We start from the raw sequence: 25,246 nt of genomic DNA, 5'->3' as shown, positions 1-25,246 counted from the left end.
TCCCGTACGACCCGACGAAAGGTAGTCACCGTGACTCTCGCACGACCCGCCTTGGACCCCGAACTGGGTGCACTGCTCGCCGACATGCCGCTCATGACCCACCTCGGCCCCGAACTGCTCGCGCAGTTGCGTCTGCTCCCGTCGACACCGGTCGAGCCCCTTCTCGAAGGCCGCTCGGTCGACCGGCGCGAGGTCACCGTGTCGGGCGAGGACGGTGCGCGGATTCCCCTGTCGGTCTTCAGCCCCGCCGGGACCGCGCACGCCACGGGGGCACCGTGCGTCTTCTGGATACACGGCGGTGGGATGGTCATGGGAGATCGCTTCTCACAGATCGACATCCCGCTGGAGTGGCTCGACCTGTTCGGTGCCGTCGTGGTCTCCGTGGACTACCGGTTGGCGCCCGAAGTCGGCGGCACGACTCTGGTTGACGACTGCTACCGGGGGCTGCTGTGGATCGCCGAGCACGCCGATGAGTTGGGCATCGACCCCGCCCGCATCGTCGTGGCGGGCGCCAGCGCCGGCGGTGGCCTCGCCGCCGGGGTCACCCTGATGGCACGCGACGCCGGCACCCTGCCGATCGCCGCCCAGGTGCTCATCTGCCCCATGCTCGACCACCGCAATGTCACCATCTCGAGCCGGCAGTATTCCGGCGATCCCGGTGTCTGGACCCGTGAGATGAACGAGTTCGGCTGGCGCTCGGTGCTCGGTCACCTTCGGGACGAGCGGGTGCCCGGCCATGTCTCCCCCGCGGTGGCCGACGACCTCTCGGGCCTGCCGACCACCTACGTCGACGCCGGCTCGGCCGAGGTCTTCCGCGACGAGGATGTCGCCTACGCCACCCGTATCTGGGCGGCCGGCGGCCAGGCGGAACTCCACGTCTGGGCGGGAGGCTTCCACGGGTTCGACGCCCTGTACCCGCAGGCGCGTGTCTCGGCCGAGGCCCGCCGCACACGCAACGACTGGCTCGCCCGAGTCCTGTCCCCAACCTCTGCCGCATAGCGGAGCAGACGACGCCACACCGGCCGACTCCCTGGCCGGTCATGGCATTTCCCGCGTGACACCCGTGTTGCCGAGGCCCGCGCCGGGCCTCGGCGGAACCTCAACCACACCCCAGGAGAACCATCATGAAGGTAGCCATCATCACTGGCGCCAGCTCCGGTATCGGGCGGAGCGCGGCGATCCAGATCGCCAGGCGAGGAACCGGAGTCATTCTGACCTACGGCAACAACTCCCAGGGAGGGTTGGAGACGGCGGCCGCGATCGAGAAGGACGGGGGCACTGCCGTCGCGCTGCCGCTGGACGTCGGTGAGACCGGCGCCTTCCCGGCCTTCCGCAACTCCGTGGCCGACGTGTTGCGCGACACCTGGCAGCGCGACACGTTCGACTACCTGGTCAACAACGCCGGCTTCGCACACACGTCGCTGATCGAGGATACGACCGAGGAGATGTTCGACAGGCTGATGCGGGTTCTCCTCAAGGGCCCGTACTTCCTGACGCAACGCCTGCTGCCGCTGATGGAAGACGGTGGAGCCATCGTCAACACGAGCAGCAACTCGGCGATGGGGTCGGGCCTGGAGCCCGGATACTCGGCCTACGCGTCGATGAAGGGCGGCCTCGACGTGCTGAGCCGCTACATGGCCAAGGAGTTCAGCACGCGAGGCATCCGCGTCAATTCCATTTCGCCGGGCTCGACGCGCACCCGGATCGCCGACGACGCCTTCGAGCGGTTTCCCGAAGTCGTCCCGGCCCTCGCGGCGAAGACCGCTCTCGGCCGGGTCGGCGAACCCGATGACATCGGCATGATGATCGCCGCCCTGCTCTCCGAGGAGAGCCGCTGGGTCACCGCTCAGAACATCGAGGTGTCGGGAGGCTACAACTTGTAGCCATGGGCAGCTCGGCAACGGCCTGCGCCACCGCGCGGTGGCTGTCGCTCTCAGCACACCCCCGCGAGGAGGTCCCGATTCGCTGACTCACCTGAGGAGTGCGGCTCTCCCGGCGACGAGCGGGACCCTTGACAGGTCCCTTCGTCCCAGGTCGGCGGCGCTCCTCGGCTCTTTGAGCAACCATCAGCACCCGCCAGCCGTACTCGCGAAAGCGCGAGGCCGGTTCACCAGAGCGACCGGAGACCGCCGTTGCCCTCATTACATGACTTCGCGACCTGGGAGCCCGTACTGCGGCTTCTGCGAACCGCCGACGCGGAGAGCATCGCCGCACCGGGCGGCTACGTGGCGGAAGATCGGCCGACACGGGTCGAGCCTGCCCCTGCCGCGGCGGCGCCCGCAGCCCGGACGAGCCCTCCAGATCGAGGACACCCGACGAGCTGAAGGTGCTCTACCGCGTGACCCGGGCGCGGTGGGAGGACTGGGGCGACGACTACGAGCGGGCGGAGCGCGTCTCCGATGCGGTCGGCTGCGAGCTCTAGGCGGTCGGCACCCCGTCCGACGCCGCGGTGCAGGGGCTGGTCGGCTCCCCCGGCTGGATCGTCTTCGGCCACAGCGGCGGCGGCGACCGCGTCGCGGTGGACCTGACACCGGGCCCGCACGGACACGCGGACAGATCATCATGCGCGACCATGAGCAGGACGTCGGTGGCGACCTGCTCGCCGACTCCCTCACCGACCTGGTGTCGAACGGACTCGGCGAAGGACGCCGGGGCTCTCGCGGGGACCAGCCACCGGCCGTGGCCCGGGTGAACATCGGAGGCCTGAGCAGTGTCGAGGCCGCCGCCCATCCCGAGCTGGAGGTCCTGTCCATCGGCGTGTGGGAGGGGGAGCCGCTCAGCCTCGCCCCCGTCACCGCCCTCCGATCACTCGGACGACCCTCGAAGGCAACCTCGGCCCCGTGGCGTAGACCGGTTCGCCCCGGCGGGTCTTCGCCTCGAAGTCCTGTCCGCCACAACCCTTTTACGACCCCTATTGCGGATCGCCAGGATTCCCTCGTGAAGAAGGCGCAATGGGTGGGGGCGCCAATCCTCGACCACCAGGGGTCGGGGGCGATTCGCACAGGCAGGCGCCGGTGTACCCGCACCGGTCGACATCACCATGACCCAATCCTAGTATTTATTGTGTTTCCTCACGTTATCCTGCCGTGCGTAGCGCCATAGCCACGACAAGTAGGAGGCAGGCTCCGTGGTTGAGTCGCAGTCCGTGATCGCCCCGCCCGCCAAAGCCGCCCTGTTCCTCGTGTGCACCATGGCACCTGGCGGCGAGCCCGCTGTTCGCGATCTGCTCCAGGATGTGGCCGGGTTGCGACGATCGGTCGGTTTCCGCGCTCCGGACGCGGAGCTGAGTTGCGTCGTCGGCATCGGATCCGCCGCCTGGGACCGGCTCTTCGCAGGACCACGCCCACGCGATCTGCATCCGTTCGTCGCTTTGACGGGCTCCCGGCACCGAGCCCCGTCCACCCCAGGTGACCTGCTCTTCCATCTGCGAGCCCACCACATGGACCTTTGTTTCGAACTGGCCCAGTTGATCGGCGAACGCCTCTACGGAGCGGTCGCCGTGGTGGACGAGGTACACGGTTTCAAGTACTTCGACGAGCGCGACCTCCTCGGCTTCGTCGACGGCAGCGAGAACCCCGAGGGCCGGGTCGCGGCCGACGCGGTGTTCATCGGCGACGAGGACCCCGATTTCGCGGGCGGCAGCTACGTGATCGTGCAGAAGTACGTGCACGACCTTGCCGCCTGGAACGCGTTGCCCACGCAGGAACAGGAAAAGGTCATCGGCCGCACAAAGCTGGCGAACGTCGAAATGCCGGACGACATCAAGCCCGCGGACTCGCATGTCGCACTGAACACCATCACCGACGCGGACGGAAACGAACGGAAGATCGTCCGTGACAACATGCCGTTCGGCAGCATCGGGCAAAGGGAGTTCGGTACCTACTTCATCGGCTATGCGCGCACTCCCGAGGTGACCGAACAGATGCTGAGGAACATGTTCCTCGGTGACCACCCCCATACCCACGACCGAATCCTCGACTTTTCCACGGCGGTCACCGGCTGTCTGTTCCACGTACCGAGCGCCGATTTCCTCGACGACCCACCCGCCGCGCCCACCGGGGCGTCGGCGACCGAGGGCTCCCTGGGGATCGGCAGTCTCAAAGGAGCCTGATCACGTGTCCACGCCCAACGGTATGAACAACCTGCACCGCGAACTGGCGCCGATCACGCCCGAGGCATGGGCACAGATCGAGGAGGAAGCCCGCCGTACCTTCCAGCGCAACGTGGGGGGCCGTCGTGTCGTGGACGTCACCGGACCCGACGGTCCCGCGCTTGCCTCGGTCGGTACCGGCCATCTCACCCGCATCGAAGGGCCCGGACCGGACGTCACTGCTCTCCTGCGCCAAGTACAGCCCCTGGTCGAACTGCGCGTCCCCTTCAAAGTCGGTCGCGATGCGGTGGACGACGTGGAGCGCGGCTCGAACGACTCCGACTGGCAACCGGTCAAGGACGCGGCGCGCGCCATGGCGTTCACCGAGGACCGGGCCGTCTTCGAGGGGTACGAGGCTGCGGGCATCGACGGGCTGCGCAGGCGTGCCTCCCATCCTGTGCACGCTCTGCCCGTGGAGACACGTGCGTACCCGGATGCCGTCAGCCGCGCGCTGACGACCCTGCGCCTGGCCGGAGTCGCCGGCCCGTATTCGCTGCTGCTGGGCGCCGACGCGTACACCCTGGTGAGCGAGACGTCCGACCACGGCTATCCGATCACGGAGCATCTCAGCCGGATGCTGGACGCCCCGCCCATCTGGGCGCCCGCGGTCGACGGCGCCTTTCTGCTGTCCACCCGCGGTGGGGACTTCGAACTGCGGCTCGGTGAGGACCTCGCGATCGGCTACACCGCGCATGACGCGAACGAGATCGAGTTGTACTTCCGCCAGAGCCTGACCTTCCTGGTGTACACCGACGAGGCCGTGGTGGCACTCGGCTCGTGACCGCACGGCGCCCGAGCGGACGGGGATCGCCCTGGGAAACGGCTTCACTGGTCATTCCCGCTCCCGTTGTGCAGGTGGAACAGCTGGGTGACGATGGGCGATTCCGCTGTTTGCGAGCGTGGTCACGAGCTCGCCGTGCCGCGTGAACCGATGTGCCCCGGGTAGGAATTGGGGGCTCGGACGGGGCCGGTCGGCCGGTCGCGCGAGGAGGAAAGGGACGGTTGGGCCATGACGCTGGAGCAGGCTGCCCGGGGCGGGGTGGACGCGGTCGTCGTGTACGACGGGCGTCTGCTGATGGTGGCCGCGCAGGACAGCTGGGGGCTGCCGTCGGGCGCCCCGCAGCCCGCCGAGTCGGCACAGGCCGGCGCGGCGCGCCTGGTGTACGAGCTCACCGGGTACCTGGTCGACGGCACATCGGTCCTCAGGTCGCAGGGGACGGCTGGAGAGGACGCACGGCCCGCCGTGGTGTGCCAGCTGTTGAGCCAGGCCCCCTCGGCGGAGGCGCGACTCGGCCCAGAACAGATCCGCTGGGCTCCGTTCGCCGAAGCCCTCGACGCGGGGCTGCCCGAAGCCGTGCGGGACTACCTGGTGGGCCATTCACCCGTGTAGGGATGCGGGCGCGGCATTTATCAAGATCGGTTCCTGATTTCAAGTCACGCTGTTCCGTGACATGACGCGAAGCCCCTCGGTGAACTTTTCTGGATGCAGAATTTCTCAGGTTAGGAGATTCTCATGCAGATCATCACCGTCACGGCCGCCGTCATCGTCGGGGCATTGTCCAGCACCACCTATGTGCAGTACGCCGCGTCGCGCAGCCCAGGACGACCGATCCCTCTGTTCTCCACCCGGCTCGCGCTTTTTCCCCTATGGGCCGACGTGACGTTCACGACGGGCTGGATCGTCAGCTCATTCACGCTCGTTTTCATGCTGCCGATCTGGGTGGGAGTGGCCGCTTGCTGCGGGGCCACGGTGCTCCCCTTCGAGGTGATGCGCCGCCGTCACAACCGCCAGGTCAGAGGCCGTGTGCTCACTCCGTGAGCCCGCCACGGACACCCAGTCGGAGGATCCATGTTCAACAGGCTCGGCAATTTCGGCGTCGCCGTCACCGTCGCTTCCAGCGCGCTGATGCTGGTCACCGGAACCGTGTCGCACGCGCTGCCGGATACCACCGGCACCGCGGTCGTGGCCCGGCCACCGGTGACGGTCCCCAGCCCGCCCCCGTACAAACAGCTCGCTCTCAAAACCCTCGACCAGGTCGTGAAGGGAAACTTCGTCGCCGTCTCAGCGCGTTTCGACGAGTCGATTCGGCAAGAAGGAAATCCCGTGGTTCTCTCGAACGCCTGGAAGGAATACCAGGACCAGCTCGGTTTCGGTCGCTACCAGTCGCACGGAGCGCCCCGGCAGGTCGTGTCCGGCGATCGGACGGTGGTCGACATACCACTGCGCATGGCCAAGCAGCCCGGAGATTTCCGCGTCGTCTTCGACGGAAAAGGACATATCGAAGGTCTGTGGTTTCTCAAGAAAGGAGTTCCGGTCCCGTAGGAGCTCGTGACACGACCACGACGCGGGGACGTCCCGTACGCCCGGCCGTGGGCGGGATACCGTCACCCCCTGGCCCCGCTCTCGCCGTGCCGAGCAGCCACGAAGCACTACCGTTGTGGCTTGTGAGCGTGAGCATCCGTTTGTCGCTTTCCGCAGTCCCACGGCTCGCCATCTCGGTCGCCGTCGGCGCGGCGGTCGGCGTGGCCGTCGCATTGTCCAGCGACACCCCGCTGGCCATTCTCGCGGGTATCGCCGCGACCCAGACATTCTTCGTGGTGGTCGGCTGGATCGTGCTGTGGCCGATGGACGCCGCCGCGACCCGACGCAACACTCGACGCGAGGACCTGCGCCCCGTCCTCGAGGAAATCGTCGTCGTCACCGTCGCTCTGTGCGGTCTGGTCGGCATCGTGGTATTCCTGCTCGGCAACTCCGACAGTGGCCATGCCGCGACGGCGCTGCTCGGCGTGTTCATGGCCTGGGCGGCACTGCATCTGATGTACGCCACCCGCTACGCGTACCTCTACTACGCGGATTCCGCGGGCGGGATCGATTTCAACTCCGACCAGCCGCCGGCGTACCGGGACTTCTTCTACTTCAGCTACAACCTCGGCATGACCTACCAGGTCTCCGACACCGACGTCTCCAGTGCGGTGATCCGCTCGATGGTGCTCCGGCACACATTGCTGTCGTACGTCTTCGGCACCAGCATTCTGGCTACCGCCATCAACCTCTTCGCAGGAATCCTCGTTCACTGATCAGGAATCCTCGTTCACTGATCTCGAAGAAGTGGGCAGATGTGGCAATTCCACGAGCGGATCGCGCAATTGGCATGGTGTCCCGGACGGTCTCGGTAGTATGTCCCGCCATCACCGCACCACATTGACGCGCGTCCTCTCGCCGCGCGGCGCGCTCACCCTGCACGCGGTGGACGGAGCGCTCCTCTTCGCTCTGCGCGCGGCGCTGGCCATGGCACTGCCCGCGGCGCCGTTGGTGCTCTCCGGACGAACCGCGCTCGCCGTCTTTCCCATGCTGGGCGCTTTCACCACCACGTTCGGGCGCAACCTGCCCTACCGCCGTCGTGCGCGTGTCCTCGCCGTGGCCGCGGTGGCCATGACGATGTGCGTCGGCCTCGGCGCGACGCTCGCGGCACTGATCGATCCGCGGGCGGGAGGCCTCGGCGCCGCCGTGGTGATCGCCGCGATGGCGGTCACGGCGGGCCTGGCGAAGTTCCTCTGCGACGCGACACGACTGAGTGGCCTCGGTGCCGTGCTGATGCTCTTCTCGTTCGCCGTGGCGGCCAACGGCCCGGCCGACGGGCTCACCGACGTGCTCGCCCAGACAGGGCTCGCCGCGACGGGCGCGGCCACGGCCTGGGCACTGGCACTGGTGGGCTGGTTCGTGCACCCGGACCGCCCGCAGCGGCTCGCGGTGGCCGTGGCCCTCCGCGAGCTCGCCGACCTGCTGGAACCAGGCGGAGGAGCCGACGGCACAGGGCACACACGGCACCGGGCAACCGCCGCCGTCCTACGGGCGTACCAGTCGCTCGGTCTGAGCCCCCTGACGACCGATCAGCGGCACGGCGAGCGGACCGGGACATGTGTCTTCCTGACCGACCTCGCCTGGTCGCTCCTGATCACCTCCGCACGCCGACAGACTCCCGACGCCCCGACAGCGCGGTACCTGCGTGTGCAGGCTCGGTACCTGACCGTCAGGCACCGCCGTCCCCCAGCTCCGCTGCCGCACCCGCCGTTCCGGTGCGCCCCGTCCGCCCCGTCCGCAGATACGGCACCCGGCCGTCCGGACGATGCCGGTCCCGCGGCCCGGCGCGCCGCCGAACTGACCGTGGGGACCGGTGCCGGCAGTCCGGGCCATGTCGCGGTCCTCGTCGTCCCCGCGTTCCGGATGGCTCTCGGCACCGGCCTGGCAGGTGGTCTGGCCGCGTTCCTGAGCTTTGGACACGGTTACTGGGCCGCACTCTCCGCTGCCGCCGTCCTGCATTCCGTCAACGTCCGCTCCACCTTGGAGCGTGCCCTCCAACGCACCTTGGGCACGGCGGCCGGACTCTTGATCGCGTTCGGGGTGCTGGCCACCCACCCGGCGCCGACGGCTCTCGTGGCCCTGATCGTGGTCTTCGAATTCCTGCTGGAATACACCGTGGCCCGGAACTACGGCCTCGGCGTCGTCTTCCTCACGCCGCTCGCCCTGCTGATGAGCGACCTGGCGTCCCCGGCACCTGTGGGAACGCTCGTCCACGACCGGACGCTGGGCAGTGTCCTCGGCATCCTCATCGGTCTGGCCTGTGCCCTGCTGGTGGTCCACGGGCGTCCGGCAGCCCGTGTGGAACGGGCGCTGGCCGCGTGCGGCGAAGCATCCGAACGCGCCGAACAAGCACTGGCCGACTCCGCCGCCGTACCGCATCCCGCCGTTCAGACACAGCTGGCCGTGGCAGTGGTGGAACTGCGCGAGGCGGACGACGCCGCCGCCGGCGAGCTGTACGCGGCGGATGTCGACCCCGCCCAACTGGCAGCCGCGGAGCAGCGCGCCTATGTGCTGCTCGAGCGCCTTCATCGGACCACATGAATCCCCCACATACGACCGACGCGGACGAGGGGCGGGCGCCGCATGACGACCGTGGGGTCCGATTGAGAGAGCCACACGATGGTTGTAGCGTTTCCACATAACTCCTTCGGCGGCAGATACGAAGGGTTGACGAGCATGACTACCTACGATGCCGACAAGGCTGTCGCGGAAAACGAGCCGCACGGCGCGGAGACACCGGCCGGGGGCGAGGGCCCCACCACCGAGAAGCAGCCGTCCCAGCGGGCCTACCATCATCCGGCCGCCGGCTGGGGTGCGGCCAAGAGCGTCACGCACGTCCTGCTGCGGGAACACGCGCTGATCGACGGGCCACGCGCCATCTTCAAGATGAACCACGAGAGCGGGGGGTTCGACTGCCCGGGCTGCGCGTGGCCCGACGACACCAAGGGTCTCAAGCTCGACATCTGTGAGAACGGCATCAAGCACGTCACCTGGGAGATGACGCCCAAGCGTGCCGGACGTGAGCTCTTCGCCGCGCACTCCGTCTCGGAGCTGGCGACATGGACCGACTTCGCTCTGGAGGACACGGGCAGGCTGACGGAGCCGCTGGTCTACAACGAGGAGACGGACCACTACGAGCCCATCACCTGGAAGGCCGCGTTCGAGCTCGTCGGAAGCGAGCTGCGGGCCCTCGACGACCCGAACGAAGCCGCCTTCTACACCTCGGGACGCCTCGGCAACGAGGCGACGTTCCTGTACCAGTTGATGGCCCGTGAGTACGGCACCAACAATCTGCCCGACTGCTCCAACATGTGTCACGAGGCGTCCGGACGCGCCCTGCAGGCGTCGCTCGGCACCGGAAAGGGCACCGCCGACCTCGCCGACTGGGAGAGTGCCGACGCCCTGTTCATCATGGGCGTCAACGCGGCCTCCAACGCTCCGCGCATGCTGACCGCGCTCGCCGAGGCATATCGGCGGGGTGCGCAGATCGTGCATGTCAATCCACTCATCGAGGCGGCCGCCACCCGGACCATCGTCCCGCACGAGTTCGTCGACATGGCCCTGTTCAAGTCGACGCGCACGAGCACGCTCAACCTGCAGGTCCGTGCGGGCGGCGACATGGCGCTCCTGCGCGGCATGGCCAAGGCGGTGATCGAGGAGTCGGCCTCGAACCCGAAGTCACTCGACCGCGAGTTCATCGACCGCCACACCCAGGGATTCGAGGAGTACCGAGCCCTGTGCGAGGCGACACCGTGGCAGGAGCTGGAGCGCCAGTCCGGGCTGACGCGCGCGGACATCCTGAAGGCCGCCGACGTGTATTCGCGGTCCGACCGGACCCTGATCAGCTGGTGTCTGGGGGTGTCCCAGCACGAACACGGTGTGGACACCGTTCGGGAGATCGTCAATCTCCTGCTGCTGCGCGGGAACCTGGGGCGCGAGGGCGCCGGGCCGTCACCTGTGCGCGGGCACAGCAACGTGCAGGGGAACCGTACCTGCGGCATCGACCACCGGCCCACACCCGAGTTCCTCGACCGGCTCGCCGACGTCTGCGGCATCGACCCTCCCCGTGCGCACGGGCTGGACACGGTCGGCGTGGTCGAGGGGATGCACCGGGGCACGGTCAAGGTGTTCGTCGGCATGGGCGGCAACTTCGCGATGGCCGCACCCGACACCACGTACACCGCCGAAGGACTTCGGCGCTGCGAACTGACGGTCCAGGTCAGCACGAAGCTCAACCGCAGCCACGTGATCCACGGCAGGAAGGCACTCATCCTGCCGTGTCTCGGCCGGACGGAGAGGGACCACCAGCGCCGTGGGCCGCAGGCCACGTCCGTCGAGGACTCCATGAGCATGGTGCACCTGTCGCTCGGCATGAAGCGCCCGGCGTCGCCACATCTGCTGTCCGAACCCGCCATCATCGCCGGGATGGCGCGGGCGACTCTTCCCGACAGCGCCGTCCCGTGGGAGCAGTACATCGAGGACTACGACCGTATCCGGGACACCATGGCCCAAGTCCTGGACGGCTTCGAGGACTTCAACCGCCGCGTCCGGCTGCCGCTGGGGTTCCGGATCAAGCAACCGGCCCGCGAACTCGTCTTCCTCACCCCGTCCGGCCGGGCCGAGTTCTCCGCCGCCGTACTGCCGGATGTCGTGCCCAAGGACGACATGCTGGTGCTGCAGACGATGCGCTCCCACGACCAGTGGAACACGACCATCTACTCCGACGACGACCGCTACCGGGGTATCGAGAACCTGCGCACGCTCGTCCTCATGAACCGCGCCGACATGCGTTCCCGTGGCATCACCCCCGGCAGCCTGGTCGACATCACTGCCACCTCCAAGGACGGCAGCAAGCGCTCCCTCACCGGGTACCGGGCGTTGAGCTACGACATGCCCCGTGGCTGCGCGGCGGGGTACATGCCCGAGATGAACGCCCTCATCGGCGCGGCCGACTACAGCACGCAGAGCGATCAGCCACTGATGAAGAACGTCAACGTCCGTGTCGTCCCGAGCCGGCGGTGACATGTGGGAAGCGAGATCGTCACGCGTCTGAGCCCGGTGGGTCGCCGTCGAGGGCCGCGGCACGGAGGGCGGCTGCCACACGTGTGACCGGTTCGCTCGGCGGGTGGGGAAGACGGGCCAGGAACAGACGCCGCTGCTCCTGGGGCCCACCGCGCACGGGAAGGATGCGTACTCCCGGTGGTGCCGCCTCGGCGAGTGCGGGCGGCACGGTGGTCAGTCCGCACCCGGCGGCGACGAGGTGAAGCTTGGCCAGCCAGTCGCGGGCGGTGTGGGCGATCTCGGGGCGTTCGTCCAGACCGGGCCACACCCCCATCAGCCGGTCCTCACCGGAGGAGGAGCCGGCGATCCAGCGCTGCCGGCGCAGATCGGCCACGTCGACGAAGTCGCCGCGGGCGAGCGGGTGGGTGGCGGGCAGCGCCAGACACAGCGCGCGTTCGGTGAGCGTGTGCAGAGCCAGTGGAGGCGACTCGGCGTCCGGCGGCCGGAAGGGCGGCGCCGACGCCAGGAGGGCGAGGTCCAGGCTGCCGGCCCGCAGGGCGCGCACGAGCGCCGGAGTGCTGCCTTCGCGGCTGACGACGTGCAGGCCGGGGTCCGTGCGGCGCAGCGCGACCAGGGCTCGGGGCAGCAGGACGGCTCCGGCACTGGGGAACCATCCCAGCCGGACCGTCCCGGTCTGCCCCGGCAGGCCGGACAGTTCGCGTGCGGTCGCGTCGATCTCGTCGAGCACGGTCGTCGCACGGCGCATGACGACGAGACCCGCCGCGGTCAGCCGTACTCCGTCGCGACGCCGCTCCAGCAGCTCCGCTCCCGCCACGCGTTCGATCGCGGCGATCTGCCGGGACACGGCCGACTGGGTGTAGCCCAGCGATGCCGCGGCCGCGGTGAAGGTCCCCTGTTCGGCCACGGCGCGGAAGACGCGCAGCGCGGTCAACGACACATCCGTGAAGTCCATGACGCTTCCAAATCCATGGTCATCGATCACTTGCGCATGCCGCATGCTCCATGCCGATTACGCATACTAGCTGTGCGTGAATCTCGTTGGACTCATGGCCGCCGCGTTTCTAGCGTGGCATGCATGAACGCTTCTCGAATCGCCCTCGTCACGGGCGCCAACCAGGGACTCGGACGTGCGCTCGCCGAAGGGCTGGCGGCCCGTATGGACCCCGAGGACCTCGTGCTGCTCACCGGCCGCAGCCACCAGCGCGTTTCGGACGCCGCCCGCGAAGTGGCGCAACTGCCGGGCACACGCAGCCATGTCCGGGGCCAGGTCCTGGACGTCACCGACACCGACGACATCGCCCGACTCGCCGACGAACTCCGGGCACGGCACGGCGGCGTCGATGTCGTGCTCTCCAACGCCGTCACCCGACTGCTGCCCGAGGAGTCCCAGGCCGAGCGCGCCGACGAGTTAATCGACGTCTCCAACACCGCCACCCATGCGATCCTGCGCTCGTTCGGCCCCGTCCTGCGTCCGGGCGGCCGACTGATCGTCGTGGCCAGCAGCCTGGGCACGCTCGGCCACCTCGATCCGCGGCTGCACCACTTGTTCGAGGGGGCGAGCCTCGACCAGGTCGAGTACGCCGTCGAGTCCTGGCGCAGCGCCATCCACAACAGGACCGCCGAGGAGGCGGGCTGGCCACGCTGGCTGAACGTGCCCTCGAAGGTGGCCCAGGTCGCCGCCGTCCGCGCGGTCGCGGCCGAACGCCGCGAGCGCGACCTAGCCGACGGCACCCTGATCGCCTCCGTGTGCCCCGGCATGGTCGACACCGCCACCTCCCGGCCCTGGTTCAGCGACTTCAGCCAGGCCCAGTCGCCTTCCGAGGCCGCCCGTGCGGTGCTCGACCTGGTCTTCACCGAGCACGTCGATCCCGCCCTCTACGGCGAGTTGATCCGTTTCGGCAAGGCCCTGCCCTGGCACGACGGGACTCCGCCGGTGGAACAGGACCGACTGCTCAGGCCCTGACCGCGGAAGATCGCGCGCGGACCGGCACACAGCGACTTCAGAAGCCGTTCAGCCCGCGGCGAGTTCAGCACAGCAACCCCAGCTCACAGCAAGGAGTTCATCCGTGAGTGCCATCACGACCCCGTTCGGTTTCTCCAGCACGGCCACCGAGGTCGCGCAGGGAATCGACCTCACCGGTCGCCGCGCCGTGGTCACCGGCGCCTCCTCCGGCCTCGGGGCGGCGACGGCCCACGCGCTCGCCGGCACCGGTGCGGAAGTGACCCTCGCCGTCCGGGACATGACGGAGGGCGAACGTGTCGCCAAGGACATCACCGGGTCGACCGGCAACCAGGAGGTGCGTGTCGCGCACCTGGACCTGGCCGACCCCGCGTCCGTCACCGCCTTCACCACCGCCTGGGAGGGCCCACTGCATGTGCTGGTGAACAACGCGGGCGTCATGGCCTGCCCCGAGCAGTACACCGAACAGGGCTGGGAGTGGCAGTTCGCCACCAACCATCTCGGCCACTTCGCTCTCACCACTGGCCTGCACGGCGCGTTGGCCGCCGACGGCGCCGCTCGCGTCGTCGTGGTCAGCTCCACCGGTCATCAGCAGTCCCCGGTGGTGTTCGACGACGTCAACTTCGCTTTCCGCCCCTACGATCCATGGCTCGCCTACGGTCAGTCCAAGACCGCGGGTGTCCTCTTCGCGGTGGAGGCGACCCGTCGCTGGGCCGGCGACAACATCACCGCCAACGCGCTGATGCCGGGCGCGATCTACACCAACCTGCAGCGCCACACCGGAGGCCGCGGGAGCGGAAGGGTTCCCGCCCACCTCATCAAGACCGTCGAGCAGGGCGCGGCCACCTCGGTGCTCCTCGCCACCTCCCCCCTCCTCGAAGGCGTCGGCGGCCGCTACTTCGTCGACTGCAACGAGACCGAGGTCATCGACCGTCGCTCCGGCACGCTGCACGGAGTCGCCCGCTACGCCGTCGATCCGGACAACGCGCGACGGCTGTGGACCCTGTCGGAACAGTTGAGGTCAAGGTCGGGGCTGTGAGTGCGGTTGCTGTTCCCGCTTCATGTCCCGGTGCCTGGCGGGCTCGGGGGCGATCGCGTCCAGCAGGAGCATGGCGTCGTGGTCGGGGGTGCCGGGTTCGGCGGTGTAGACGCCGAGGCGTTGGCCCGGGGTGCCTTCGAGGTTCATGCTCTGACCGCTGAGGGTGAGGACGCCGACCTGGGGGTGGTGGAAGGTCTTCTGGATCCTCTTGCGTCCGACGACGTCGTAACGCTCCCACAGTTTGGCGAAGTCGGGGCTCTTGAGGAGGAGTTCACCCACGAGGTGGGTGAGGTCGGGGGCGTCAGGGGCGGTGCCGGCCAGGCTGCGCAAACGGGCGACGCAGCCGCGGACCAGCTCGTCCCAGTCGGGGAAGAGGGTGCGCGCGGTGGGGTGGAGGAAGATGTAGCGGGCCAGGTTGCGCTGTGTGGCGGGCCAGTCCGCGAGGCCCGCGTACAGGGCGAGGCCGCCGGGGTTCCAGGCGAGCAGATCCATGCTGCGGCTGATGATGTAGGCGGGGTTCGGCCGCAGCGTCTCCAGGACCAGCTTCAGGTGCGGGCGCACGGTCCTGCTGGGCGGCGGCGGGGGTTCGGGGGCGTAGCGGGCGGCCCGGGCGGCGAGCTCGCGCAGGTGCTGGTGCTCGGCGTCGTCGAGGTGCAGGGCGCGGGCGAGGGCGTCGAGCACGGCGGGGCTGGGGCGGGTCTCCTTGCCGCGCTCCATGCGGACGTAGTAGTCGATGCTCATGCCGGCGAGCGTGGCCAGTTCCTCGCGGCGCAGGCCGGGGGTGCGGCGCAGACCGGGGCCCACGGTGAGGCCGACCTGGTCGGGGCGGGTCTGGGTGCGGCGCGCGCGCAGGAACTGGCCCAGCTCCGTACCGCCGCCGCTGCTCTGCGCGGATGCCATACGGTCAGTGTCACACCGCGCTGACCTGTGTGGCAGGCGTGTGGGGGGCCCTGTCATTACCCCCGAACGCCGATCCCCTGCACAGCCCGGCCTGCCACTGTCGCCGCGAAGGCGCGAGGCTCGATTTCCGTCAGCACCTCGCCCGTCCCAGTGCAGGAGATCGTCCGGTGTCCACGCCCGCCTCGCCCGCCCCTTTCCAGGCCACCGCTGTCGGCCTGCCGCCGCACAGCAGGTCCGGTGGGCGCCCGGCGCTGGCCGCCGTGCTGCTCGGCTTCTTCACGATCATGGTCGACGCGATGATCGTGAACGTCGCGCTGCCCTCGATCGGGCGTGGCTTCGACAGCGGGATGACAGGGCTGCAGTGGGTGGTCGACGGCTACACCCTCGCCTTCGCCGCGTTCCTGCTGTCCGCGGGCGCGATCAGTGACCGTGTCGGGGCCCGCCAGGCGTTCGCCGGGGGCCTGGGCCTGTTCGTCGTGGCGTCCGCGGTGTGCGGGATGGCGCCGAACCTGGGCGTTCTGGTGGCGGCGCGGCTGGTGCAGGGAGTCGGGGCCGCGATGGTCGTACCGTCCTCCCTCGCCCTGCTGCGGGAGGTCTTCCCCGACCCGGCGGCGCGGGCGCGGGCCATCGCCCTGTGGGGGGTGAGCGGCTCCGTCGGCTCGGCGGCCGGGCCCGTGGCAGGCGGTCTGCTCACCGTGATCGACTGGCGGATGATCTTCTTCGTCAATCTGCCCGTCGGCGCGGTGGCCCTCGCGCTCCTCAAGCGCGCCCAGCCCTCCCCGCGCCGGTCGGTGCCCTTCGACTGGACCGGTCAGGTCGCCGCCGTCGCCGCCCTGGGCGGCCTGACGTACGCGGCCATCGAGGCCGGTGCCGACGGGTTCGGCACCGCGCGGGTCCTGGTCGCCTGCGCCGTGGCGGTCGTGGCAGGCGTCGGCTACGTCATCGCGCAGGCCCGCGGCCGGCATCCGATGACGCCGCTGCCGCTGCTGCGCTCGCGCACGATGTCACTCTCCGTCGCCATCGGGTTCGCCCTGAACATCGGCTTCTACGGGATGATCTTCCTGTTGGGGCTGTACCTCCAGCAGGTGCACGGGCTGAGCGCGCTCGCCACCGGCGTGGCCTTCCTGCCGATGACCGTGCTCACCTCGTTCATCAGCCCGGTGGCCGCCCGCCTGTCGACGCGGTTCGGTGCGCGGATGCCGGTGATCAGCGGTCAGTTGCTGATGGTCGCGGGCCTGCTGGCCATGGTGGCCGTGCCCGCCAGTGCGCCGGTGTGGCTGTCGGTGGTCCTGATGATGCCGGTCGGCGCCGGCGGCGCGATGGCCGTGACCGCGCTGGTGGCGCTGCTGCTGGACAGCGTGCCCGCCGAGCGGGCCGGCGTCGCCGGCGGTGTGCTGAACGCCGCCCGGCAGCTCGGCGGCGCCCTGGCAGTCGCCGCCTTCGGAGCGTTGGTCGCCGACCGGGCCGGGTTCGTCGACGGGCTGCACGCCAGTCTGCTGATCGCCGCGGCGACGGTGGGGGTGACTGTCCTGGCCACTCTGAGCCTGCGACCCGCTCCTCGTACGTGACCGGCCTCCGTGCGGCGCGGGCCCGACCGACCGACGACACACCCAGCCACAACACACCCCAGCTACGACACACCCAGTAAGGACAGATCCCTCATGCGAGCAACCTTCATGTACGGCGCGGGCGATGTGCGCGTGGAGAACGCGCCCGACCCGGTCATTCAGCAGCCCACCGACGCCGTCGTACGAGTCGTCCTGTCCTGCGTCTGTGGCAGTGACCTGTGGCCGTACAAGTCCATGCCCGCCGGCGAACAGGGGCGGCCCATGGGCCATGAGTTCCTCGGCGTCGTCGAGGAGACCGGCGCCGACGTGACCGGGGTCAAGCGCGGTGACATGGTGGTCGCCCCGTTCACGTACTGTGACAACACCTGCGACTACTGCCGCAAGGGCCTGCACTCCTCGTGCCGCAACGGCGGCCGCTACGGCTGGGACGGCGTCGACGGCGGGCAGGGCGAAGCCGTCCGCGTGCCCCAGGCCACCGGGACGCTGGTCAAGCTGCCCGTCGGCGAGGACTCCGAGTTGCTGCCCTCCCTGCTGTCCCTTTCCGATGTGCTGGGCACCGGCCATCACGGCGCGGTCACCGCAGGTGTCACCCGCGGTGACTCCGTTCTGGTGATCGGCGACGGAGCCGTCGGACTGTCGGCGGTGCTGGCCGCGAAGCGGCTGGGCGCCGAGCAGATCGTCCTGATGGGCCGGCACACCGCCCGCACCGACCTGGGACGGGACTTCGGTGCCACGGACGTCGTGGCCGAACGCGGTGAGGAAGGCATCGCGCGCGTTCGTGACCTGACCGACAGCCGCGGAGCCGATCGCGTCATCGAAGCCGTCGGCACCGAGCAGGCCCTGCAGGCGGCCTTCGGCTCCGTCACCGACGGCGGGGCCATCAGCCGCCTCGGCGTACCCCAGTACGAACTGGGCCCCATCGGCCCGGCCGTGATCATGCGGAACATCACCCTGACCGGCGGTGTCTCCCCGGCCCGCGCGTACATCGAGGAACTCCTGCCTGACGTCCTCGACGGCACACTCGCCCCCGGGCGCCTCTTCGACCGCGCCGTCGGCCTCGACGAAGTCCCCGACGGCTACCGCGCCATGGCCGATCGAGAGGCCCTGAAGGTCCTCATCCGCCCCTGAACCGCACCGTGCCCGCTTCGGCGCGGGGCTGGAGACGGCCACCACGCCGGAGCGGCCGGTCCACGGACGGCCGCAGCCGTTCCCGACGACGGCCTAAGCCGTTCCCGAAAGGAAATCCCATGCAGACCGTGATCCTCAACAACGGCGTCGACATGCCGATCCTCGGTTTCGGCGTCTTCCAGATCCCGCCGGAGCAGACCGAGCAGGCGGTCACCGACGCCCTCGCCGCCGGCTACCGACTGCTCGACACCGCCGCCGCCTACCTCAACGAGGAGGCCGTGGGCCGAGCCATCAAGAACAGCGGCATCCCGCGCGAGGAACTGTTCGTCACCACCAAGGTGTGGATCCAGGACGCCGGTGAGGAGAACACCAAGCGCGCCTTCGAGACATCGCTGGGCAAGCTCGGCCTCGACCACCTCGACCTGTACCTGATCCACCAGCCCTTCGGCGACGTCCACGGCTCCTGGCGTGCCATGGAGAACCTGCACCGCGAAGGCCGCATCAGGGCGATCGGCGTCGCCAACTTCCACCCCGACCGGCTCGTCGACCTCATCGTCAACAACGACGTCACGCCCGCGGTCAACCAGATCGAGACCCACCCGTTCTTCCAGCGCGCCACCGACCAAGAGGTCATGCGCGAGCACGGGGTCCAGATCCAGTCGTGGGGCGGGTTCGCCGAAGGCCGCAACAACCTGTTCACTCACCCGGTCCTGAGCGAGATCGCCGACAAGCACGGCAAGTCCGTGGCACAGGTCGTGCTCCGCTGGCTCTCCCAGCGAGACATCGTCGCGATCCCCAAGTCGGTGCGCGCCGACCGCATGGCGGAGAACATCGACGTCTTCGACTTCGAGCTCACGGACGATCAGATGGCGTCCATCGCCGGCCTGGACACCGGCAGGTCTCTCTTCTTCGACCACCGTGACCCGGCCATGGTCAGCCGGCTCGCCGGCCTCCGCATCCACGACTGATCCGGAGAAGCGGGTCCTGGCGAATCGGCGTTCTCCGGGGGAACTGAGCGACGTCGTCCGGGAGAAGCCCACATCAAGGCGCGGCGTCCTAGCGGATATTCGGTTGACCGCGGTGGTGCGGTGCGGGCTAAGTTCCGCGCATGGCCGAGATTCAGGGTTCGTACGACGATCTCTTCTCCGCGGTACCCGGCGCACTCGCCGAGTTGCTCGACGCCGGAGACGTGGGCGCCTCGGTGGCGGTCTTCGTGGACGGTGAGCCGGTGGTGGACGTCTGGGCCGGATTCACCGACACGGACCGCACGGTCCCGTGGCAGCGCGACACGATCGCGGGCGTCTGGTCGGTCACCAAGACGATGACGGCGCTGTGTGCCCTCGTCCTGGCCGACCGCGGCGAGCTCGACCTGACCGCGCCGGTCGCCCGGTACTGGCCGGAGTTCGCCGCGGCGGGCAAGGACGGGGTGCTGGTGCGGCACCTGCTCGCGCACACCGCGGGCCTGCCCGACTGGGACGGGCCGACGACGGCCGAGGATCTCTACGACTGGCCGTCCGCCACGGCGCGGCTCGCCGCGCAGGCGCCGCGGTGGGAGCCGGGCACCGCGGCCGGATACCACTCGCTCACCCAGGGGTTCCTCGTCGGCGAGGTCGTGCGCCGGATCACCGGCCGCACCCTGGGCGAGTTCTTCGCCGACGAGGTGGCCGGGCCGCTGGACGCGGACTTCCACATCGGGTTGTCCGCCGAGCACGACCACCGGGTCGCGCTCGCGATCCCGCCGCTGTCGCGCGACGAGGACTACGTCTCGAGCGCGCCCGGCAAGACCGCATCCCCTACCGCCGGAGGTGGGATACGGGTCCGTGACGGGAACAGCGTCGCCTGGCGGCGCGCGGAGATCCCCGCGGCGAGCGGATTCGGCAACGCCCGCTCGGTCGCGCTCGTGCAGTCGGTGATGGCGTGCGGCGGAACGGTGCGTGGGGTGCGGCTGCTGTCGCCGGCGGGCTGTGCCCGTGCGTGGGAGGAACAGTTCCGTGGCGAGGACCGCCTCCTGGGCATGCCGATGCGCTACGGCATGGGGTACGGCCTGTTCGGCAACACGTACGGCTGGAGCGGCTGGGGCGGCGCGACGGTCATGATCGAACCCGACGCCCGTATGGCGGTGTCGTACGTGCCGAACCAGATGCGCGAGCCCGGGGACGACTACCGAGGCCTCGAGGTCGTGATGGCGGCCTACGACGGGCTCAAGGGCCTGCGCGCCTGAGTGCCGTCGGGCGCGCATCAGAATCCGGCGGGGCCGATCTGTTCGCAGGAGGGGCTCGGGTACGTGGCCGGGGTGAGCGTCGGGTTCTGGGTGCCTGCGCCGGGGAGCGTTCCCCCTGAGCCGGAAGCAGCTATGCGGGAAGCAGCACGATCTTGCCGCCCAGATGCCCCGCCTGGCTGACCTGCAGCGCGTCCGCCGCCTCCGCCAAGGGGAAGGTACGCCAGATCGGAACCCGTAGCCGTCCCTTCTCCATGAGGCTCAGAATGTCCCGAAGGGCTTGGGCGCCGCTCTCTCCCGGCACGCTCATGTGGACCTGGATGCCGGTGTCCGCGGCGTCGAACGCCACGAGGGTGAGGACGCGCGCCGGGCCGCCCGCGAGTTCGATCGAGTCCGGGATCTCACCGCGGCCCGAGGCGTCGAGGACCGCGTCGACGCCCTGGGGAGCGATGGCCCGTACGCGGTCGACCAGCCCCTCGCCATACGTGACGGGTTCCGCGCCGAGCGAGCGCAACTGTTCGTGGTTGGACTCGCTCGCGGTGCCGATCACCCGCGCGCCACGGGCCACTGCAAGCTGCACGGCGAACGTGCCCACCCCGCCGGCGGCGGCATGCACCAGCAGCGTCTCCCCCTTGGCGATCTTGAGCTTGTTGAGCACCTCCCAGGCGGTGATGCCCGGGCCTGCCAGGCTCCCCGCCACCTCCCAGGGGACGGACGCCGGCTTGGCGACCAGCACGGCGGGGTCGGCGAGCGCGGACTGGGCGTAGGAAGGGGTGATGGACGCCCCCAGCACCTCGTCACCCACCTCGAAAGCGGTCACCCCTTCTCCGACCTGGTCGACCACGCCGGCCACGTCGGACCCGAGACCCGCCGGAAGATCGAGCGGCATCACCTGGCTCATATAGCCACGCAGGATCTTCCAGTCGATCGGATTGACACCCGCGGCCCGCACCGCGAGCCGCACCTGCCCGGGGCCCGGGGTGGGCGGCGGTACATCCACGACACTCAGCACATCGGTGCTGCCGTATACGGAGAACTGCACTGTGAGAGACATCTGCCTGGGCTCCAAGCTGTCAGGGACGACTAAAGCGTGTTGCAGAAGGCCGAAGGCCGTGATCAGGGCATTTTCCTTGTGTGGCTGGGGTGTTGAGGGCTGGTCCGTTGTGGGTGGAGACGTTCATCGGGCTGCGGATGAAGCAGTTTGGGCGGTTGCTGAAGGTGGTGCGGGAGCGGGGTGGCGACGGGCCGCGCATCGGGCGGCCGTGGTGTCTGCCGCTTGCGGACCGGGTGCTGGTGGTGGCTGTCTATTATCGGACGCACCTCACGATGCGGCAGCTCGCGCCGCTGTTCGGGGTGTCGCCGGCCACGGTGTGCAGGGTCATTCACCGGTTGCGGCCCCTCCTCGCGCTCGAGCCGGCCTCACGTCCCGTCGATGCCGCGGACCGGCTGTGGATCGTGGACGGCACACTTGCCCCGGTCCGCGACCGCAAGGTCGGTGCCTCGAGCCGCAACTACCGGTTCTCCGCAAACGTGCAGGTCATCATCGACGCCGACACCCGCCTGGTCGTGGCAACCGCCCGTCCCGCCCCGGGCACCAGGGCCGACGCCCACGTGTGGCGCGACTCCGGCCTGCCGCAACACTGCCAGGGCGTCACCGTGCTCAGTGACGGCGCCTCCATCAACACCGGCCTGGTCGTCCCGCACCGCAAACGACCCGACCCGCCCCTGCCGGCCGGCGAGGAAGCCGACAACGCGGAGCACCGCCGGGTCCGTGCGCGAGTCGAGCATGCGATCGGCCGGCTGAAGAACTACAAGATCCTGCACGACTGCCGGCAGCACGGCGACGGCCTCCACCATGCGGTCCGAGCCGTCACGCACATGCACAACCTCGCCCTCGCCGCCTGATCAGGGAGCCGTAGTCGGGCCCTGACCTGCAAAATCACGGCCTTCTGCAACACGCTTTAGAACCACAGGGGAGATATTCTCCGCATATCGGGGCAACATTCTTCGATCGGTGATGGATGTGCCGTCTCAAGCGGTCCTGGCCGGGGACCGGTCGACTGGTCGACTGAGGTCGCCGAGGAGGTGCGCCGCGTGGCAGATGACCGGGCGTGGTTGGGCGAGTTGTTGACATCAGTGGAGTCGGCACCCCCGGAGATGGCCGTCTCCGTGCTGGCCCGGCTGCTGGCGATCAAACTTGCCGCGACCGAGGTGTCCTTTCTGATCACGGACCACGGCGGCAAGGCCGTCGTACGGCTGACCGGGGCCGCTGCGGAGGGCGGGCCGGAGCATCCGCGACCGATCCAGCTGCGGGGCTCCGATTACGAGCAAGTGGTCCGCTCCCAGCAAGTCCACGTGACGAGCGGCGAGCGGGAGGGAAAAGGCGGACTGGGCCTGGTCCAGGTCATCGCGCCGGTGTCCGACCGCGGGGATGCGATTGGTCTGCTGGAGCTGACGGTGCCCGTCCGCCCCGACCGCCAGACGATGCAACTCATTGTCGAAGCCACCCATGTGCTCGCCTACGTCGTGATCACCAACCGGCGCTTCACCGATCTGTACGAATGGGGCCGGCGCACCACACGTCTGTCGCTGGCCGCCGAGATCCAGCACCGCCTGCTTCCCGACTCCTTCACCTGCGAGACCGGCCGGTTCATCGTCGCGGGAGCACTGGAACCAGCTGCCGACATCGGCGGGGACACGTTCGACTACACACTCGACCGTCATGCCCTGCACCTGTCTCTCACCGACGCCATGGGGCACGACGTACAGGCGGCGCTGGTGGCGACCATGGTGGTGGGAGCCCTGCGCAATGCTCGCCGGGCGGGCGGCAGCCTCCTCGACCAGGCCCAGGATGCCCACCAGGCCGTCGCGGACTACTCAGACCGAGCGCACCAGGCGTTCGCTGACCAATCGGAACGGGTACGCCGGGCCATCATCCGGCACGGTGCCCAGGTCATGGCGACCGGCCAACTGCTGCGCGTCAGTCTCGACACCGGCCAGACAACCTTCGTCAACGCCGGCCACGTCTGCCCGTTGCGTCTGCGCGACGGGCAGGTCAAGGAGATCACTCCCCTGGCCGACCTGCCTTTCGGCGTCACCCCGAACCCGGGCTACCGCCTACAGAGCCTCGACCTGCGCCAAGGCGACCGGCTGATCCTGCTCACCGACGGCATGCTGGAGCCCCACGGAAGCGAAGCCGGCCTGAGCGACCTGATCCAGCAGACCAGCGACTGGCACCCACGCGACGCCGTACGCCTCTTCACCGAAACCGTCCTGGAACTCTCGAACAACGACCCACGCGACGACGCCACCGTTCTGTGCCTGGACTGGCCTGCCCCCAACTCCCCCTACACAGGCCACTGCCAAATTTACTCAGGCAGATAAACGCAGCGATAAGTCAGGGTGAAGCCAGTCAAGGCGCCCGGGTGAGCGAGCTGCCTTCGCTTCACGCTGACGCGGAACGATTCGTCGGTGGACCCGTCATGCGACCCGTCGGACAGGCCCTAGTCGCTGCTGCATTCTCCATCCCTATCTTCCCGGGCCCGGTTCCGCCGTCTCCGTCTGGCTGTGGTGAAACCGGTCGTGGTCAGGGCCACAAGAAGCGCGGACGGTAGCTGGGTAAGCAAGCCACGACCGATCTCGGCAGCGATCTCGTACAGCGACATGTCGGCCTCCGTGTTCATCGGCGGGTGATGACACGTTTGTAGGCTGGTGCTGCCCGCAGGTGGAGCGAAGTGATCGACGTCGGACGAGGTTGCGGCCACGTGTGGCAAAAGCCCTGATGGGAAGGCACCGCAACTTCTACGATCTGCGGAAAATGCGGAGTATCGAGGGGGAGTTATGGCCGACCCGGATGGGGCGCGCACGCCGGAAGAGTTCACCCAGGCGCTGCGGCAATTGGTCTCCGAGACCGGCAAGAGCCACGAGGACATCGCCAACAAGGCTGGCCTCACGGGGAATACGGTGCGCGGCATCACGGCGGGGAAGAACTGGCCGCAGCAGCGCACCCTGGAACAGCTGGGCCGCGCCTGCGACCAAGACCCCCGGCCCTGGGTAAATGCGTGGTCACCGCTCAGCGACGCCCGTCCCCGGGCGGAACGGGGCAACGCCAAGAACCTGCAGGAGCAGATCGATGCGCTCGGGGCCGAAATGGACAGAGTCCACAGCCAGGTGCGTTCGCTCCAGGACTCGCTGGAGCAGGGAGAGACAGGAGACCGGCGCCGTGAACGCCGCATGACGGACGCCTACTTCGACTTCCTGGCCCAGATGCCGACCCCCGACTTCCGGCGGGCCGAGTTAGAGTCGGCCGGAGCGGAGATGATGGCCCCCTCGCCCCTGCTCACCTACTCGGAGCCCGCCTACGAGGCCACCGACGTGAACTCCTTCCTCGCCAGAGTGAACGTGCTTGCCACCGCGGAGGGGCTTCCCCAGATGGCCCTCTATCTGGCCACCAGCCCGTCATTCCGAGCGATCAGCACCGTCCCTGCCTATGAGCTTCCGGACAGCAACGCGATCTACGGCTACGTCAAGAGCGACGTGGACGCATACCTCGCCAAGCTCCGGGCTGGTGTTCACCAGTACCTGCGCGACTGCACGGATGGCCAGACGCCTACGCAGCCTGGCGGCGGCGCAGTTCCTCGGACCAGTCCCGCAGCGGTTCGGCGTGGGTGAGGTTGTCCCCGCGGGCCACCGTCTGGAGCAGCTGGGCGCACACGGTCGCTTCGGCGGCGAGGCCGGCCGGGCTTCCCAGCACAGGGAAGGCGGCGCGGACGCGGGTGGCGGTGTCCGGCTGGAGCAGCGAGTAGGCGTAGCGAGTGGCGGCGTCGAAGCCCTCCGGACCGCCGCTTATCTAGATCTCGTGCTGATACACGCAGGTCAGACGGTTGCGGCTGGCTGAGG

The 25,246-nt window shown here is 69.1% G+C and carries 22 protein-coding genes and 1 pseudogene; 20 read left to right on the top strand and 3 right to left on the bottom strand.

Annotated elements, in window-relative coordinates; genetic code table 11:
• The first annotated feature begins 30 nt into the window (after window positions 1-30).
• From FNV62_RS49665 to FNV62_RS49620, 11 genes and pseudogenes are all read left to right on the top strand, one after another.
• A complete protein-coding gene (locus FNV62_RS49665) occupies window positions 31-999 on the top strand; it encodes an alpha/beta hydrolase (RefSeq protein WP_143629975.1) in 969 nt (322 codons plus the stop codon).
• Window positions 1,000-1,124: 125 nt separating this feature from the next.
• Window positions 1,125-1,883, top strand: coding sequence for an SDR family NAD(P)-dependent oxidoreductase (locus tag FNV62_RS49660; protein WP_143629973.1), 759 nt, complete (start codon window positions 1,125-1,127; stop codon window positions 1,881-1,883).
• A 428-nt stretch (window positions 1,884-2,311) separates the two neighbouring features.
• Window positions 2,312-2,811, top strand: a pseudogene (locus FNV62_RS58235) (SMI1/KNR4 family protein); the annotation flags it as partial.
• 316 nt (window positions 2,812-3,127) lie between these two features.
• On the top strand, window positions 3,128-4,111 hold the full coding sequence (locus FNV62_RS49655) for a Dyp-type peroxidase (RefSeq protein ID WP_143604560.1): 984 nt from the start codon (window positions 3,128-3,130) through the stop codon (window positions 4,109-4,111).
• A gap of 22 nt (window positions 4,112-4,133) precedes the next feature.
• The gene (locus FNV62_RS49650) at window positions 4,134-4,931 is read left to right on the top strand and encodes a family 1 encapsulin nanocompartment shell protein (protein WP_143652438.1); all 798 of its coding nucleotides are present in this window, start codon (window positions 4,134-4,136) and stop codon (window positions 4,929-4,931) included.
• A 228-nt stretch (window positions 4,932-5,159) separates the two neighbouring features.
• On the top strand, window positions 5,160-5,540 hold the full coding sequence (locus tag FNV62_RS49645) for an NUDIX hydrolase (RefSeq protein WP_060898592.1): 381 nt from the start codon (window positions 5,160-5,162) through the stop codon (window positions 5,538-5,540).
• A gap of 123 nt (window positions 5,541-5,663) precedes the next feature.
• A complete protein-coding gene (locus FNV62_RS49640; protein WP_143629971.1) occupies window positions 5,664-5,969 on the top strand; it encodes a hypothetical protein in 306 nt (101 codons plus the stop codon).
• A gap of 30 nt (window positions 5,970-5,999) precedes the next feature.
• Window positions 6,000-6,473: a DUF3887 domain-containing protein gene (locus tag FNV62_RS49635; RefSeq protein ID WP_143629969.1), complete on the top strand. Its 474-nt coding sequence runs from the start codon at window positions 6,000-6,002 to the stop codon at window positions 6,471-6,473.
• A gap of 128 nt (window positions 6,474-6,601) precedes the next feature.
• Window positions 6,602-7,228 carry a DUF1345 domain-containing protein gene (locus FNV62_RS49630; protein WP_143629967.1) on the top strand — a complete coding sequence of 209 codons (627 nt, stop codon included), beginning with the start codon at window positions 6,602-6,604 and terminating at the stop codon, window positions 7,226-7,228.
• A 100-nt stretch (window positions 7,229-7,328) separates the two neighbouring features.
• Entirely contained in the window at window positions 7,329-9,053 is a 1,725-nt protein-coding gene (locus FNV62_RS49625) for an FUSC family protein (protein WP_143629965.1), read from the top strand.
• Between the two features lie 135 nt (window positions 9,054-9,188).
• The gene (locus FNV62_RS49620) at window positions 9,189-11,534 is read left to right on the top strand and encodes an FdhF/YdeP family oxidoreductase (protein WP_143629962.1); all 2,346 of its coding nucleotides are present in this window, start codon (window positions 9,189-9,191) and stop codon (window positions 11,532-11,534) included.
• Window positions 11,535-11,553: 19 nt separating this feature from the next.
• Here FNV62_RS49620 and FNV62_RS49615 read toward each other — a convergent pair whose 3' ends face one another.
• Window positions 11,554-12,486 carry a LysR family transcriptional regulator gene (locus FNV62_RS49615; protein ID WP_144316253.1) on the bottom strand — a complete coding sequence of 311 codons (933 nt, stop codon included), beginning with the start codon at window positions 12,484-12,486 and terminating at the stop codon, window positions 11,554-11,556.
• A gap of 123 nt (window positions 12,487-12,609) precedes the next feature.
• On the opposite strand from FNV62_RS49615, the gene FNV62_RS49610 reads away from it, so the two are divergent.
• Together FNV62_RS49610 and FNV62_RS49605 are read left to right on the top strand one after the other, a co-directional pair.
• Window positions 12,610-13,497, top strand: coding sequence for an SDR family NAD(P)-dependent oxidoreductase (locus tag FNV62_RS49610; RefSeq protein ID WP_143629961.1), 888 nt, complete (start codon window positions 12,610-12,612; stop codon window positions 13,495-13,497).
• A 103-nt stretch (window positions 13,498-13,600) separates the two neighbouring features.
• The gene (locus FNV62_RS49605) at window positions 13,601-14,533 is read left to right on the top strand and encodes an SDR family NAD(P)-dependent oxidoreductase (RefSeq protein WP_143629959.1); all 933 of its coding nucleotides are present in this window, start codon (window positions 13,601-13,603) and stop codon (window positions 14,531-14,533) included.
• Here FNV62_RS49605 and FNV62_RS49600 read toward each other — a convergent pair.
• Window positions 14,516-15,433, bottom strand: coding sequence for a helix-turn-helix transcriptional regulator (locus FNV62_RS49600; protein ID WP_143629957.1), 918 nt, complete (start codon window positions 15,431-15,433; stop codon window positions 14,516-14,518). The two genes, FNV62_RS49605 and FNV62_RS49600, sit on opposite strands and share 18 nt — an antisense overlap.
• Window positions 15,434-15,600: 167 nt before the next feature.
• Between FNV62_RS49600 and FNV62_RS49595 the strand changes: the two genes are divergently transcribed.
• From FNV62_RS49595 to FNV62_RS49580, 4 genes are all read left to right on the top strand, one after another.
• Window positions 15,601-17,001, top strand: a complete 1,401-nt coding sequence (locus FNV62_RS49595) for an MFS transporter (RefSeq protein WP_225900677.1) — start codon at window positions 15,601-15,603, stop codon at window positions 16,999-17,001.
• Window positions 17,002-17,094: 93 nt separating this feature from the next.
• Entirely contained in the window at window positions 17,095-18,129 is a 1,035-nt protein-coding gene (locus FNV62_RS49590; RefSeq protein ID WP_186003182.1) for an alcohol dehydrogenase catalytic domain-containing protein, read from the top strand.
• A gap of 119 nt (window positions 18,130-18,248) precedes the next feature.
• A complete protein-coding gene (locus FNV62_RS49585) occupies window positions 18,249-19,097 on the top strand; it encodes an aldo/keto reductase (RefSeq protein WP_143629953.1) in 849 nt (282 codons plus the stop codon).
• A gap of 140 nt (window positions 19,098-19,237) precedes the next feature.
• The gene (locus tag FNV62_RS49580; protein WP_143629951.1) at window positions 19,238-20,350 is read left to right on the top strand and encodes a serine hydrolase domain-containing protein; all 1,113 of its coding nucleotides are present in this window, start codon (window positions 19,238-19,240) and stop codon (window positions 20,348-20,350) included.
• Window positions 20,351-20,480: 130 nt separating this feature from the next.
• Here FNV62_RS49580 and FNV62_RS49575 read toward each other — a convergent pair whose 3' ends face one another.
• On the bottom strand, window positions 20,481-21,401 hold the full coding sequence (locus FNV62_RS49575) for an NADP-dependent oxidoreductase (protein WP_143629950.1): 921 nt from the start codon (window positions 21,399-21,401) through the stop codon (window positions 20,481-20,483).
• A gap of 80 nt (window positions 21,402-21,481) precedes the next feature.
• Here FNV62_RS49575 and FNV62_RS49570 point away from each other — a divergent pair, with 80 nt between their 5' ends.
• The 3 genes from FNV62_RS49570 to FNV62_RS49560 all read left to right on the top strand — a co-directional run bounded on the left by FNV62_RS49570 (window position 21,482) and on the right by FNV62_RS49560 (window position 25,018).
• Window positions 21,482-22,252: a transposase family protein gene (locus tag FNV62_RS49570; protein WP_143656723.1), complete on the top strand. Its 771-nt coding sequence runs from the start codon at window positions 21,482-21,484 to the stop codon at window positions 22,250-22,252.
• Between the two features lie 189 nt (window positions 22,253-22,441).
• Window positions 22,442-23,731, top strand: a complete 1,290-nt coding sequence (locus FNV62_RS49565) for a PP2C family protein-serine/threonine phosphatase (protein WP_225900676.1) — start codon at window positions 22,442-22,444, stop codon at window positions 23,729-23,731.
• A gap of 456 nt (window positions 23,732-24,187) precedes the next feature.
• Window positions 24,188-25,018: a helix-turn-helix domain-containing protein gene (locus FNV62_RS49560; protein WP_143629945.1), complete on the top strand. Its 831-nt coding sequence runs from the start codon at window positions 24,188-24,190 to the stop codon at window positions 25,016-25,018.
• The last annotated feature ends 228 nt before the right edge of the window (window positions 25,019-25,246 follow it).

It is taken from the genome of Streptomyces sp. RLB3-17, assembly GCF_007113425.2.
Lineage (GTDB): Bacteria > Actinomycetota > Actinomycetes > Streptomycetales > Streptomycetaceae > Streptomyces > Streptomyces mirabilis_D.
Note: the sequence above shows the minus strand (reverse complement) of the source record. Positions and strands in the feature narration are given on the sequence as shown.

Coding starts and splice junctions, on each gene's coding strand:
- FNV62_RS49660 (WP_143629973.1), top strand. CDS start 1,125: ATGAAGGTAGCCATCATCACTGGCGCCAGCTCCGGTATCGGGCGGAGC.
- FNV62_RS49650 (WP_143652438.1), top strand. CDS start 4,134: ATGAACAACCTGCACCGCGAACTGGCGCCGATCACGCCCGAGGCATGG.
- FNV62_RS49645 (WP_060898592.1), top strand. CDS start 5,160: ATGACGCTGGAGCAGGCTGCCCGGGGCGGGGTGGACGCGGTCGTCGTG.
- FNV62_RS49640 (WP_143629971.1), top strand. CDS start 5,664: ATGCAGATCATCACCGTCACGGCCGCCGTCATCGTCGGGGCATTGTCC.
- FNV62_RS49635 (WP_143629969.1), top strand. CDS start 6,000: ATGTTCAACAGGCTCGGCAATTTCGGCGTCGCCGTCACCGTCGCTTCC.
- FNV62_RS49625 (WP_143629965.1), top strand. CDS start 7,329: ATGTCCCGCCATCACCGCACCACATTGACGCGCGTCCTCTCGCCGCGC.
- FNV62_RS49620 (WP_143629962.1), top strand. CDS start 9,189: ATGACTACCTACGATGCCGACAAGGCTGTCGCGGAAAACGAGCCGCAC.
- FNV62_RS49615 (WP_144316253.1), bottom strand. CDS start 12,486: ATGGACTTCACGGATGTGTCGTTGACCGCGCTGCGCGTCTTCCGCGCC.
- FNV62_RS49610 (WP_143629961.1), top strand. CDS start 12,610: ATGAACGCTTCTCGAATCGCCCTCGTCACGGGCGCCAACCAGGGACTC.
- FNV62_RS49600 (WP_143629957.1), bottom strand. CDS start 15,433: ATGGCATCCGCGCAGAGCAGCGGCGGCGGTACGGAGCTGGGCCAGTTC.
- FNV62_RS49590 (WP_186003182.1), top strand. CDS start 17,095: ATGCGAGCAACCTTCATGTACGGCGCGGGCGATGTGCGCGTGGAGAAC.
- FNV62_RS49585 (WP_143629953.1), top strand. CDS start 18,249: ATGCAGACCGTGATCCTCAACAACGGCGTCGACATGCCGATCCTCGGT.
- FNV62_RS49580 (WP_143629951.1), top strand. CDS start 19,238: ATGGCCGAGATTCAGGGTTCGTACGACGATCTCTTCTCCGCGGTACCC.
- FNV62_RS49575 (WP_143629950.1), bottom strand. CDS start 21,401: ATGTCTCTCACAGTGCAGTTCTCCGTATACGGCAGCACCGATGTGCTG.
- FNV62_RS49560 (WP_143629945.1), top strand. CDS start 24,188: ATGGCCGACCCGGATGGGGCGCGCACGCCGGAAGAGTTCACCCAGGCG.